This window comes from Mycobacterium sp. IDUB_5, assembly GCF_055419565.1.
Window position 1 is genome coordinate 673,234 of sequence record NZ_JBVAXX010000004.1, and the last position, 12,936, is coordinate 686,169.

13 protein-coding genes are annotated in these 12,936 nt (G+C 67.0%); 5 read left to right on the forward strand and 8 right to left on the reverse strand.

Annotated features, from left to right (window positions below):
• Positions 1 to 18: 18 nt before the first annotated feature.
• Positions 19 to 2,193: a glycoside hydrolase family 3 C-terminal domain-containing protein gene (locus tag ACZY1G_RS16420; RefSeq protein ID WP_463822966.1), complete on the forward strand. Its 2,175-nt coding sequence runs from the start codon at positions 19 to 21 to the stop codon at positions 2,191 to 2,193.
• On the opposite strand, the gene ACZY1G_RS16425 is transcribed toward ACZY1G_RS16420, so the two are convergent.
• Both ACZY1G_RS16425 and ACZY1G_RS16430 read right to left on the reverse strand, forming a co-directional pair.
• Positions 2,168 to 2,512: a DoxX family protein gene (locus ACZY1G_RS16425; RefSeq protein WP_463814786.1), complete on the reverse strand. Its 345-nt coding sequence runs from the start codon at positions 2,510 to 2,512 to the stop codon at positions 2,168 to 2,170. The two genes, ACZY1G_RS16420 and ACZY1G_RS16425, sit on opposite strands and share 26 nt — an antisense overlap.
• Before the next feature lie 106 nt (positions 2,513 to 2,618).
• Positions 2,619 to 3,056 carry a MarR family winged helix-turn-helix transcriptional regulator gene (locus ACZY1G_RS16430; protein WP_463822967.1) on the reverse strand — a complete coding sequence of 146 codons (438 nt, stop codon included), beginning with the start codon at positions 3,054 to 3,056 and terminating at the stop codon, positions 2,619 to 2,621.
• Positions 3,057 to 3,320: 264 nt separating this feature from the next.
• Here ACZY1G_RS16430 and ACZY1G_RS16435 point away from each other — a divergent pair, with 264 nt between their 5' ends.
• Positions 3,321 to 3,791 carry a DUF4174 domain-containing protein gene (locus tag ACZY1G_RS16435; protein ID WP_463812891.1) on the forward strand — a complete coding sequence of 157 codons (471 nt, stop codon included), beginning with the start codon at positions 3,321 to 3,323 and terminating at the stop codon, positions 3,789 to 3,791.
• 1 nt (position 3,792) lies between these two features.
• Positions 3,793 to 4,410, forward strand: a complete 618-nt coding sequence (locus ACZY1G_RS16440; RefSeq protein WP_463822968.1) for a CIA30 family protein — start codon at positions 3,793 to 3,795, stop codon at positions 4,408 to 4,410.
• Between the two features lie 10 nt (positions 4,411 to 4,420).
• Here ACZY1G_RS16440 and ACZY1G_RS16445 read toward each other — a convergent pair whose 3' ends face one another.
• From ACZY1G_RS16445 to ACZY1G_RS16470, 6 genes are all read right to left on the reverse strand, one after another.
• Entirely contained in the window at positions 4,421 to 5,515 is a 1,095-nt protein-coding gene (locus tag ACZY1G_RS16445; protein WP_463823020.1) for a coiled-coil domain-containing protein, read from the reverse strand.
• Between the two features lie 86 nt (positions 5,516 to 5,601).
• Positions 5,602 to 6,345, reverse strand: a complete 744-nt coding sequence (locus ACZY1G_RS16450; protein WP_463822969.1) for a hypothetical protein — start codon at positions 6,343 to 6,345, stop codon at positions 5,602 to 5,604.
• A gap of 46 nt (positions 6,346 to 6,391) precedes the next feature.
• Complete coding sequence (gene arr / locus ACZY1G_RS16455) at positions 6,392 to 6,814, reverse strand: NAD(+)--rifampin ADP-ribosyltransferase (protein ID WP_463812894.1); 423 nt, start codon at positions 6,812 to 6,814, stop codon at positions 6,392 to 6,394.
• A gap of 50 nt (positions 6,815 to 6,864) precedes the next feature.
• Positions 6,865 to 7,632 carry an acetoacetate decarboxylase family protein gene (locus ACZY1G_RS16460; protein WP_463822970.1) on the reverse strand — a complete coding sequence of 256 codons (768 nt, stop codon included), beginning with the start codon at positions 7,630 to 7,632 and terminating at the stop codon, positions 6,865 to 6,867.
• A complete protein-coding gene (locus ACZY1G_RS16465; RefSeq protein WP_463812896.1) occupies positions 7,629 to 9,248 on the reverse strand; it encodes an FAD-dependent oxidoreductase in 1,620 nt (539 codons plus the stop codon). The genes ACZY1G_RS16460 and ACZY1G_RS16465 overlap by 4 nt, the downstream gene beginning before the upstream one ends.
• Positions 9,249 to 9,252: 4 nt before the next feature.
• Positions 9,253 to 11,442, reverse strand: a complete 2,190-nt coding sequence (locus tag ACZY1G_RS16470) for a molybdopterin-containing oxidoreductase family protein (protein WP_463822971.1) — start codon at positions 11,440 to 11,442, stop codon at positions 9,253 to 9,255.
• A 63-nt stretch (positions 11,443 to 11,505) separates the two neighbouring features.
• Here ACZY1G_RS16470 and ACZY1G_RS16475 point away from each other — a divergent pair, with 63 nt between their 5' ends.
• Together ACZY1G_RS16475 and ACZY1G_RS16480 are read left to right on the forward strand one after the other, a co-directional pair.
• Complete coding sequence (locus tag ACZY1G_RS16475) at positions 11,506 to 12,123, forward strand: TetR/AcrR family transcriptional regulator (protein ID WP_463822972.1); 618 nt, start codon at positions 11,506 to 11,508, stop codon at positions 12,121 to 12,123.
• A 198-nt stretch (positions 12,124 to 12,321) separates the two neighbouring features.
• Entirely contained in the window at positions 12,322 to 12,930 is a 609-nt protein-coding gene (locus ACZY1G_RS16480) for a PadR family transcriptional regulator (protein WP_463812899.1), read from the forward strand.
• The last annotated feature ends 6 nt before the right edge of the window (positions 12,931 to 12,936 follow it).

Consider the following 12,936-nt stretch of genomic DNA (forward strand, 5'->3'; position numbering starts at 1 on the left):
ATGCGTACCGTCGTCACCATGGACACGCGCGCCGCGGATCTGCCCCTCTCTGTGAAGGCCGCGCTCTGCAGCGGCGCATCGTTCTGGCAGACCGAGTCCGTCGACGGACTCCCTGCGATCACCCTCACCGACGGCCCGCACGGCGTTCGTGTTCAGCACGCTGCGGCAGACCACCTGGGTCTGGGCGCCAGCTCGCCCGCGACGTGCTTTCCTCCCGCGGCGGGTCTGGCACAGAGCTGGGATCGCGAACTCGTCCACCGGGTAGCCGCCGCGATCGCCGACGAGGCGCGCTCACTCGGGGTGAGCGTCGTCCTCGGTCCCGGGGTGAACATCAAGCGTGATCCGCGCTGCGGGCGCAACTTCGAGTACTTCTCGGAAGACCCGCTGCTCAGCGGCAGCCTCGGCGCGACGTGGGTCATGGGTCTACAGGAACGCGGTGTCGGCGCCTCGGTCAAACACTTCGCGGCGAACAACACCGAGACCGACAGGATGCGCTCTGATTCGCAGGTGGACGCGCGGGCGCTGCGCGAGATCTACCTGAAGAGCTTCGAGAAGGTCGTCACCGAAGCGCGGCCCTGGACCGTCATGTGCGCCTACAACAAGGTCAACGGTGTCTACGCCTCGGAGAACCGTTGGCTGCTGACCGACGTCCTGCGCGGAGAATGGGGATTCGACGGTCTCGTGGTCAGCGATTGGGGTGCGGTCGCCGACCGGGTCGCGGCGCTGACGGCCGGCCTCGACCTCGCCATGCCCGGCGGTGACTCGGCGTTGGACGACGATGTCGTCGCTGCCGTACAGGAGGGCCGTCTCGACGAAGACCTGGTCGACGAATCCGCCACTCGCGTCGTGCGCCTGTTGCGGCGCGCAGTAGCCGCGGAACCGGCGGCGCCTCTCGATCGACGTGCCCATCACCTCCTCGCGCGCGAGGCGGCGACACGCAGCATCGTGCTGCTCAAGAACGACGACGCTGCCCTTCCGCTCGGAGTTGACGAAACCATCGCCATCATCGGTCATTTCGCCGTCGAGCCGCGCTATCAGGGAGGTGGCAGCTCACACATCAACGCGGCTGAACTCGACATCCCCCTCGACGAGATCCGGACCCGTGCCCGCGGAGAGGTCACCTACGCCGAGGATGGCGACGCCGCGCTCTCTGCCGCGCGTTCCGCCGACGTGGCCGTCGTGTTCCTCGGGCTCACCGACCAGGAGGAGTCGGAGGGCTACGACCGCACCCACATCGACCTCCCCGACGATCAAATCCGCCTGCTGAAGTCCGTCTGCGCGGTGCAGCCCCGCACGATCGCGGTGCTCTCGCACGGCGGTGTCGTTCGTCTGTCGGAGGTCAACCGTTGCGCCGCAGCCATTCTGGACGGTGCCCTCCTCGGGCAGGGCGGTGGCGCGGCGATCGCGGACGTTCTTTTCGGGGTCGCCGATCCCTCGGGCAGGCTCGCCGAGACCGTTCCCGCTCGCCTGCAGGATGCGCCCTCGTTCCTCACCTTCCCCGGTGAGCACTCACAGGTGCGTTACGGCGAGGGCATCTTCGTCGGCTATCGCGGGTACGACGCCCGCGACATCGAGGTGACCTTCCCGTTCGGGCACGGACTGTCCTACACCGACTTCCGCTACGGCGATCTTGCCGCGACTGCGGACGACCATGGAATCACCGTCTCGGTCACGGTGACCAACGTCGGGGACCGCGACGGCCGGGACGTGGTTCAGGTGTATTTGTCGTTTCCGGAGTCGACCCTGCGCCGGCCACCCCGCGAGCTGAAGGCGTTCGACGTCGTCGAGGTGGGGCGTGGAGCCGGCGTCACGGTCACGATGCACATCCCGCGCGCCGACATCGCCCATTGGGACGACCGGATCGCGACGTGGGTGGTGGAGGGTGGCAGATGTACCGTGCACGTCGGACGGTCCAGCCGGAACATACTGTGCAGCAGCGATATTGAGGTGGATGGGGATGCGACGCGTCTACCACTCACGACGGACTCCACGCTGGGTGAGCTGCTCTCCGATCCTGCCGTCGGCCCTCGGCTGGCAGAACAGTTCGGATCCATGACCCCCGGGGACGGCCTCGGAACCGACATGTTGAAGATGATCTCCTCGATGCCGCTGAGTCGGCTGAAAGCGTTCGGGGCAGGAGAGGCCGTGGCCGCCGTGGAGCAGATGCTCAGCGACGCCGCGGGATCCTCGTAGCCCACAGCGCCCAGGCGATCAGCACGGGTTGGAAGAGCAGTCGGACGAATCGGCTGGTGTCTGTGTTGAGGCCGAACCCGTCTGCCTGGTTGACGAACTGGGCGATGTTGCCCGGGAAGACGAGCAGGAAGAACGCTGCCAGCAGCCGGCCGACCAGAACGCGATCCCGCCTCAGCAGCGCGAGACCCACGCCCAGTGTGATCTCGACACCTCCGGAGGCCATCACGACGCCGTCGGCGTCCATCGGTACCCACTTCGGCACCTGTGCCTGGAATTCCTCACGGGCCCAGAACAAATGGCTGAGCCCCGCGAAGATCATCGCCCCGGCGAGCACGAGGCGGGCGATGGTCCGCGCACGGGTGGTGGGCGGCGGTGCAGGCAGATCGGACACGGGCGACCCTTTCGTCGTTGTCACGGCGCTGCTTTCAGTCAGGCGTGCGCGCATAGAGGTCGGCGGTGATCAGATGCAGAACATCACGTAAGGCCACGAGATCCGCTGCGGCCGAGACGTCGGAGCCCAGCAGCCGATCCGGAATGCATGCCGCACGCTCTTCGAGAGCACGCCCGCGACTGGTCAACGAGATCTCGACTCGCCGTTCATCGGTCGCACTACGTTGACGGCGCACCAGGCCCGCCGACTCCAGACGCTTCAGTAGCGGCGACAGCGTGCCGGAGTCGAGATGCAGGCGGTCGCCCAGATGGCCGACCGTGCACGGCTCTTCTTCCCACAGAACCATGAGCACCAGGTACTGCGGGTAGGTCAGCTCGAGTTCCTCCAGAAGCGGCCGGTAGGCAGCTGTCACCGCACGCGACGCCGAGTACAGCGCGAAACACAGCTGCTCATCGAGACGGGGACCGGGCACGGTCAAACTTTATCGCACACATCTCAATTGTGCACAATAGGTTTGGGGTGATGCCGACCCCGCGCGCCGGCGCACCGCTCACACAATCCACAGCTCCTGCAGGCCATCCATGGACTCGTCGACTACCACGTCGCGGCGGTTCCCGAGCCGGCATACTCCGCTCCCCGTGCCGCGTACGCCCGACCCCAGTACCAAGCGCCGCAGTATCGGCAGTACTCGCAACCGGCTCGGCGCGCCGACGCATCGGTACGATCGGGAAGCACTATGGCTCGACAGCGCAGTGTGGTGCGGTCAGCGTTCGTCGCCACCGTGGTGGTGGTGTGCGCCGCGCTCGGCTCGGCCACCGCCTCGGCCAGCGGACTCGGCGACTACCTCTGGGAGCGTCGCCCCCTCGTGGTGTTCTCGCCCGCAGGGAACGACCCCAGGCTGACCGAGACCCTTCGCAGGATCGACGACAGCCAGTGTGCATTCGCCGACCGGGACATGGTGCTCGCAGTGGCGGTCACCGGCGGCAGCAGCACGCTCGACGGTGCGGCGATGGACCCGGGTGAATCGGACCGCATGAGGCAGCGCTACCGCGTCGCCCCGGACGCGTTCACCGTGGTGTTGATCGGTAAGGACGGCGGCGAGAAGTGGCGCACCGACGAGGTTCCGGACCTCAAGGTCGTGTACTCGGTGATCGACGGTATGCCCATGCGGAGCCGTGAGACGAGCACCGGCGCCGGAGGATGCTGACGTGGCCCGGAATCGGCAGTGGCTGGTCGGCATCGCCCTCGCGGTCTCGGCGCTGGTGGTCGTCTGCGGTCGGCCGGCCAGCGCCGACGAGACGACGACCGCACCGGGCGGACGGGTCGTGAGCCTGGTCGACCTCGGCAGTCCCGGCGCGGTGGCCGGCTGGACCACGGTCAACGACCCGGTCATGGGCGGCAAGTCCACCTCGCGCGTGGCGTCCGGCGGGCGCGGCCTCGAGTTCTCCGGCACCCTGTCGCTGGAGAACAATGGCGGTTTCGCTTCTGCTCGCAGCCCACAAGACGCCGGTATCGGACAGAGAGCCGTGGGCGCCACGGCGTTGAGCGTGCAGGCGACCGGCGACGGCAAGACGTACGTGCTGAAGCTCGGCGTCGCCGGCCAGTCGTGGTCCTACATCCAGCGCTTCCGGACCGATGCCGGTGTGGCACGCAGCTATGCCCTGCCCATCGCGGGTTTCGAGCCCGTCGGCATGCGTCTGGATCCCGCACCCGAGGCTCCGCGGCTCCTCGATCCGTCGACCGTCGACGAGGTGGCCGTCTACATCCTCGACAAGCAGCAGGGCCCCTTCGCCATCACGATCACCGGAGTCGATGCGAACTCCTGACGGCGAGCACTCAGCCGCGAGGCGTGGTGGTGATGTGCACGTGGTCGTAATGCCCGTATCCGGATGCCTGCGGCCCGGCCGGTGTGGAGTAGGTGCCGCGCCAGATCACGTCCTGCAAGCCGAACCGGCCCGCGTTGGCCAGCGCGAACGCGCGGATCTGGTCACCGAGCGCGATGCCCTCGGGGCTGTCGGGGTTGGGGATCATGATGTCGATGGCGAGACCCCGCGGATGCCACGGTTTCGAGTCGGGCCGCACGCCGTCGATCGTGGAGATCTGCGGGAACTGGGCGCTGACGGCTCGTGCGACGAGGATCGTATTGGGTTGCAGGCCAGCCTCGTTGGCAACTCCCGCGGGCAGGGCGTCGGGAACCTGCGGAGGCGCCAGGTCGCCGGGCGGCAGAGCGGGCATCGCGACGACGGCGGGGTCCTGCGGCACTGGAGGCGCAGCCGGTAGCGGCGGCGGAACTGCGGCATCGATCACCGCTTGCTGCTGCGGCGTCAACGCCGCGTACTGAGCCTCCGCGGCGGCGATCCTGCGCAGCAGGTCCTGCCACTTAGCCCGCAATTCGGTCCGGATCGCAGCGGCCCTCTCCGCTGCGGAGCGGGCGTCGGCGGCTGAGCGCTCGGAATCCCGGGCGGCGGTCTCGGCGCGCTCGCGTGTCTGCCGATACGACTGCAGGTTGGCAGCCGTCGTCGCGTCCACCACGTGCTGTACGGAGAGTCGGTCGATGAGTCGCTGGGGCGACGACGCGGTGAGCACCGTTGCCATCTCGCTGTCACCGCCGCTCATGTAGGTCATCGCAGCGAGGCGGTCGACCGCGTTCTGCAGCGGCGCGAGCTGGCTGTTCGCGGCGTCGAGCGCAGCCTGGTCAGCGCGGTGGCGATCGTCGGCCGCGGTCAGCTCAGCCTGCTTGGCGTCGGCGTCACGCTGAGCAGCGGTGACGGCCTCGCGGCTGTCCACCGCTTGCTGGGAGAGCTCGTTGAGCGTGGCCAGCGCGTCACCGGCGGGGTCGGCATGCGCGGCGGTCATCGCTGCGGCCATCGTCAGCAGGGCACCTGCGATGCCGGTGCACCTCACCCGAAGCGAGCGGCGCATCTCGGTCATGCGGATTGTCACGATCCTTCGTCGATGGTGTGGCCCCCCACGCGATCGATGCCCCGGGCAAGGCTACGAACTGCGTCCGGCGATGTCTAGTCGAGCGTCGCGGCAGCGACTGCATTCAGAGCGCGTTGAAGCCGGTGGTTCTCGCGATACTCATTCCGCGCGACGGCCAGGAAGTCCCGGCGGTCCTCGTCGCTGAACTGATGGCCGACGTCACGAAAGAAGCGCTGCTCGCGTTCACCGGGCGGCGCCCACCGGAGAGGTGGGTGAGCTGCGATGAAGGTCGACATCGCAGCGAGCTCGCGAAGCGGCTCACGAAGACGGCCGTGTAGATCGGCTCCGTAGATGTCCATGGCCAGGTCGTGTCCGGGGCCGAATGCTTCGACAACCAGATCGCTGGTGCCGGGGTGCTCGGCAGCGATGGCGTCCCACACCGGTTGGGCGATCATCGCCATCACCACCGGGTCGCCGTCGAGCATAGTGCTCGGCTGCCAGAGACCGCCGTAGAGCTCGGAGCCCGTCGTCGTTCGCTCGACCAGGTACAGCAGGGTCTCGATGTCGGCCTCGGTCCACCGCGGCTCTCCGATGCGGGTCGCGTCCTGGCCGCGGAAACGGCCTGCCTCGAGGGCGTGCGAGAAAAACGTGGTAAGGGCTGCGATGCCGTGATCTGTCTCGACGAACTCGAGGCATCCGTATCCGTCATAGGCACCCTGAATCCCCAGAGAGACGGGGTGGTAGCCGCCAGACGCAGTGCGCCGCAACAGCACTGCGGTGGCCTCGATGTAGGACAAGCTGGTTCCAGTGATCAGGCATGTCGTGTCGTAGAAGCCCACGCCGTCATCTCCGCCCCTGTATCGCTGACGTTTGGACCGAAGGTACTCAATTGATGATCTCCGCGGCGTCATCGGAGAGCAGGGCGGACAGCCGCTCCCTCCACATCTGCAGCTGCTGCGGCGTCAACCGCCGCCACTCGGTGACCTCAGCCACCACCCGCAAAGGGGCGGTGCTGCGATACGAGCGGGTCGGGTTGCCAGGGAACTTCTTGTCGGTCACGTTCGGGTCGTTCTCGAAGTCGCGCGTGGGTTCGACCTGGTAGACCCGAGGCGCGGCCGTGCCGCCATGAAGTTCGGCGGCGATCTCCGCAGCCAGTCCGGCTCCGTCGACGAGGGCCGTGAAGTAGATGTGGTTCATCACGACCTCGGGGCGGTAATTCGACGGCCTGCCTGCGGTGAGCAAGTCACCGACGCCCACAGCGGCGATCGTGCCGTGAAAGAACGGGCCGTCGTCAAGCGACCGAGACACGGGGCCAATCTTTCGCGCCGAAGGGCCACTGTGCAATGCGCGGTCCTGCCTCAGCAGAGCGCGAAGGTCTCGGTGGGTGCGATCAACTGCATGTCGGCGTTGCGGATCAACATGGCGCCCAACATCGTGACCACCGGGAACCGCTGCAGCGGCGTGAATTGTGAGACGCCGGTCAGGTGAACGCTGCCCTGGCCGGCCCAGACCTCGCCCGACAGCGCCCTCATGGTCGAGGGCACCAGCTCGGTCACCGAAGGTCCTTGACCAGGCACCGGCGAGGGGATCACTCGCAGGTTCATGGTCACGTTGTCGCCGGCAGCGGTGAGGATCTGGCTGTCCAGACGTTGGGTGGGCACGAACTGCGCCACGGCCAACGTGAGCCCGGCGGGGCGCTCCAGCCGCGCGGTGATCAGGCCGTCGAGGGTGGAGGTCCGGGCGGAGAACGTGATGTCGGCCATCATCTTCGGCCAGCCCAACCATTCGCGCCCGGCGATCATCGCGGGTTCATTGGTGACGTAGATGTGCGGTACATATCCCACAGCCTGCTCACGGTGGCGACAGGCGATGCTCTGCACCACCTCCCGGTAAGACCCCGCCCCGCTGATCCCGTAGTCCAGGAACGACAGAGTGACCACCGGGTGGTCATCGAGCTCCAGTGCGTCCGGGACGATCTGTGCGGCGCTGTCGGCATCGGTGAGATAAGTGAAGGTCAGCATGTCGACGCCGCCGAAGTCGATGGTGGGCGAGATGTGATACGCCGGCGCGTGCACCGGGGCGACAGGCGCGAAGCGGTCCTTGGTGAGCAATCCTCGACGGGTCACTGTGGTCTCCTCAGGGGGTTGGCGATGTCGACCATCTCGGGTCGATGGACTGATTTGCGCCGCGGTCGCCCGGACTGGCGGCCCCGGTTGCGTTCGTAGTCGTCGATCCGCAACCACCCACGGCGGTCGATCGGATCGTGCGGCAGTGCGTCGGCGAACACCGACGACGGTCGCGCCGGCGGGCCGAGCAACCCGCGTCGGTGATCGTCGAGCAGCGCGGCGACTGTCTCGCTGGCGCAGACCTTGTTGCTGCCGATGACACCGCTCGGGCCGCGCTTGATCCATCCCGTCACGTAGCTGCCGCGCACGAGCTGCCCCGCAGCATCGTGTATTCGGCCACCGTCGTTCGGAATGCGCGTGGTGGCGGGGTCGAACGGAATGTCGGTCACGGCTCGCCCGTCGAATCCGATACAAGACACGACCAGACCGGCCGGGACATGGCTCTCGCCCTGGATGGCGGAAGTGATGTCGACCCCATCGACCCCGTCGACCCCGGTGACGGCGCGCACCGACGTCGTGAACCGGAGATGGATTCTCCGCTCCTCAAGCGGCTTCTGCATCGAAAGTTCCTTGAGTAGAGCTAGTTTCGCATTGGCAACGAACGCTGCCCCGGGCATCCTGTCGACGGGCACCGCGGCATCGGCCAGGTCGTCGGACTCGACGACGACGTCGATGCCATCGAGGGCGGTCAGGGCCAGCAGCTGACTCAGGCTGAAGGCAGCGTGTTCGGGGCCACGCCGGCCGAGAATGACGACATCTCGAATCTTGTTGTCCGCCAGCGCGTGAAGTGCGTGATCGGCGATGTCGGTGTGCCTCATCTGCCCGCCGAGCAGTAGGACGCGCGCGACATCGAGAGCGACGTTGCCGTTGCCGACCAGGACAGCCGTGGGGTGGTCCGGGAGGATCACGCCATCAACGTGATCGGGATGCCCGTTGTACCAGGCCACGAACTCTGCCGCGGTCAGGCTGCCCGGCAGGTGCTCACCCGAGACACCCAGCCGGCGACCGACTGCAGCACCGGTGGCGTAGATGACGGCGTGGTGGTGGGCGGCGAGGTCACGATGGTGGACATCGGTGCCGACCTCGATGTCGAAGTACGCCGTCAACCGTGGATGCGCGAGGACAGCGGCGAAGTGATCGGTGATCTTCTTGGTGTCGGGGTGATCCGGCGCCACCCCCGCGCGCACCAGCCCGTACGGGGTGGGCAGGCGGTCGATCAGCGCGACGGTCACATGCGGACCCGACTCCAGCAGTTCGGCGGCGGCGTAGAAGCCACTGGGTCCCGCGCCCACGATGGCGACTCTGAGCGGTTCCGCAGTGGGCACAGGTCGCGCCGGTGGGGGCGTCGTGACCGGTTGCGGTCGGACCGCGAAGTAGTCGGCATTGAGGGCCGCATATCCGGACTCGGCATCCGGCAGTTCGTCGTCGGCGTGGATCGCATCGACGGGACACACGTCGGCGCACGCGCCACAGTCGATGCACCGTCTCGGATCGATGTACAGCATTTCGGTGCTGCCGAAATCGGCGTCACCCGGCGTGGGGTGAATGCAGTCGACCGGGCACACCGACGCGCACAGCGCATCACTGCAGCATGCCCGGGTGATCACGAACGGCATCGGTTCACCGATCCGTCTCGGCGAGGGCCACCGACACCGGCACACCGTTGAAGAAGGCGTTCCCCGAGGGCCGGTCGATATGATCGGCGGTGTTGGGGGTCAACATGTTGTAACTGCTGCCGCCTGCGGCCACGGCGGCGCGCCACCGACCGCCATGTCCCCAGCCGTGCGTCATCCCGACAGCGCCGACCGCGACGTCGTCGCAGACCCGTGCGCGCGTGCGCACTCGACCCCATGGAGACGTCACCACGATGTCGTCGTGGTCGTGGATCCCCAGCGCGCGGGCGTCGTCGGAATGCAGGATCGCGTGACAGTGACGGGCCCCGACCAGCAGTGCAGGCACGTTGTGCAGCCACGAGTTGTGCGAGCGTAGTTCACGAATGCTGAACAGACGCAGGGGAAACTGTGGATCATCGTCGTCGGCCGCGAGCATGCGCTCCACTTCGGCTGCCAATTCCGGGATATCGAGGTGGATGCGGCGGTCCGCCGTGTGCAGCTTCCTGTCGAGCACGCCCACAGGGCAGGCGTCGGCCAGTTTCACCGCGCCCTGGTGGGCGAGGAGCTTGGCCCTGTTGAGGCCGGAGCGTCTCAAGCCGAACCAGTCACCGTGGCGGCCGGTACGCAGGATCCAGTCGGTGAGTGTCGACGGCGAGGGACGAAAACCCCACCGGCCCAGGAAGCGTGCCGCCGGAGCGACGGACGCGACGATGCCGATGCGCCGCGCGATCTGGTCGAGAATCCACCAGTCGTCGCGAGCCTGCCCGCGGGGCGGGAGGACGGGCGAGACCCACTGGGCGTTGGGCACCGTCGACTGCGCCTGCGTGAACACCGGCAGCTGCTCACGTTCCAGCCACAAGGTCGGCGGCAGAATCCAGTGAGCGAGCCGGGACGTCTCGGTGACGTAGGGATCCAGCGAGACCATCAAGTCCAGGTCCTGCAGCGCCGCGGCTGTTTTCGCGTTGTCGGGTGCGCTCGTGACCATGTTGCTCGACATGGCGATCAGGGCACGCAGCTGGCCGCGCCCGGGTGTGGTGATCTCTCGCGGCAGGCAGGCCAGCGGCGCAGTGCCCATCACCTCGGGCATGCCGTCCACCCTCGTGGTCCATCGGCCCCGGCCGGCGATGCCGAAACGGGCACCCAGGGCTTCGAAGTCCACCATCGGGTCCCCGAGCACCATGCCGCCGCGCCGGTCGAAGTTCCCGGTGATGATGGCCAACGCGTCGAGCAGGTACTTGGTGAGCGTGGAATACGGACCTAGTGACGCCCCGCAGCGCCCGTACACGCTGGCGGCCGGCGCCGCTGCCAGCCCGCGCGCCAACTCGAAGATCGTCTCGACGCCGATTCCGGTCTCCGCGGCGGCGCGAGCGACATCGACTCGTTGTGCCAGCCTGCGCAGCGCTTGGATTCCCACGGTTTGGCGAGCGAGCGCTGCCTCGTCATCGAGATCCTCGTCGACGATCACACGAATCATTGCCAGCAGCAGCCACGCGTCGGCGCCTGGCGTGATCGGCACGTGCTCGAAGAGACGGGCGGTCTCCGTCCGGCGTGGATCGACGACGACGACGCGGCCACCGCGGCGCGGGATGTCGAGCAGTACGTCACGGATGCGGCCGGTGGTGACCAGGCTGCCGTGCGACACCACCGGGTTGGCACCGACGATGAGCGCGAAATGCGTCGCGGCGAAATCCGGCAGCGGGTTGACAGTCGAGTTGCCGTACATCATGTCCGCGGCGACCCAGTAGTTGTTCACGTCGATCGAGGCAGATGTGTAGTGGTGCTTGGTCTTCAGCGCAGCCGCCAAACCATTCATGGTCACCGTCGCCGCGTAATTCCACGCAATCGGGTTTCCCCACACCACACCGATCGATTCCGTGCCGTGGTTGTCGCGTACGGCATGCAGTCGCGCGCCGATGTCGTCGAGCGCCTCGTCCCAGGTGGCCTCTTGGAAGTCGCCGCCGGGCGTGCGTCGCATCGGTACGGTCACCCGATCGGGGTCGTCGACCACTCTGCCGAATTGGACGCCCTTCGCGCAGGCGAAACCGCGCGACGCCGGGTGATCAGGATCGGGCAGCAGCTCGACGAGTCGGCCCTCGTGGACCGTTGCCACCAAACCGCATGACGCTTCGCAGATGCCGCAGAAGGTCTTCTTCTGCACCACCGAACCGTGCGCGGGACTGAGAGGCTTCGTCGCCATAGTATTATTCGTACACTATGTTCGATTAAGCGCGCAAGCGCAGGTGGCCTAGAGTTTCGACTCATGGCGCCGACCCGACGTGCAGCTGCGCCCCGGCAGCGTCGCACGACCAGCGAGCAGCAGATCCTCGACGCCACCCGATCCCTCCTGCGCACTGGACAAAGACTCCCGGACATCGCGGTCGGCGACATTCTCGAAGCCGCAAATGTCTCGAGATCGACTTTCTATCAACACTTCTCGGGGAAAACCGAGCTGGCGTTCCGGCTCGCCGCGCCGGCGATGACCGCTGCGCGAGAGGCCGCCGATCGCTGGTGGCGCGAGCCTGCCTGGGGAAGCTCGAAGGACATGATCGACGTCGTCCGCACGCTGATGGCGCAGGGCCGCGAGCACCGCCTCGAATGGCTCGCGGTCTTCGACATCGCTGACCGCGATCCCGAGGCCGCGGAGGGTGTCGAGGCCCTGGTGCGCGACTACGTGGCACAGATGGCTGAACGCCTCGTCCGGGAGCAGAAGGCGCAGCGAGTCTCTCGGCTCGCCGATCCACCGCAGTTGGGCCGCCTGGTCTTGGTCACCACCCGCGCATGCATCCTCGATCAACTGGCCCACGGAGACCCGGCCAGCGACGAGACCTTCTCCGCAACACTGGGCCACATGCTGTGGCTGGCCATCAGCCAGAGGTGACGCAACCTCTGCTGCACAAGGCATACCCCTAAAGGGGTACGAACAGCTCACCTACGACGGCTGGCCCCGCGACTTCGACGGTGCTTGCATGAGCGCGTGTGTCCCGTCCCTGTAGCCGGCGCCGGTGTGAGGCACCGCGCAAGAATAACGACACATTGATGCTGCCACGTGGACCGTATCAATGATACGGTCGGTTTCATGTCCGAGGGCTCTCGACTCAGCCACCTCTCCTACGTGGTGCTCGGTGTCATCGCAGTGCGCGGCCCCACCACCTCGTATCAACTCAAGCAGTACGTGGCCGAGTCCATCGCGTACCTGTGGCCTCTCCAGCACGCCACCCTCTACCGCGAACCACGCCGGCTGGAGGACTGCGGGCTGTTGCAGTCCGAGACCGAAGACGGCGGCCGGCGACGACAGTTCTTCTCCATCACCCCCGAAGGCCTTGACTGCCTGAGGAATTGGCTACGCGACGCTGGGACCGCACAACCCTCCGAGCTCCACGACGAGGCGCTGCTCAAACTCCATTTCGGTGAGCTTGCCGATCCAGCGAGCATGCGGGAGCTGGCCGAGAACCAGATCGTGGAACGCAAGGCCCGATTGGCCCGCTTCACCGATCTGCAGCACCGCTATCAGGATCGTCCCGGCATCGGTTACCCGTTGGCGACATTGAGGGCGGGCCAGATGATCGAAAGGGCATCCATCGCGTTCTGGCGGGAAATCGCAGAAACCGCAGACGAACTGGCTCCCCCACGTCCAGAACATGCCGAATCGCCATCCAACCAGACCGACAAACACGACCGAAAGTGATTGCCC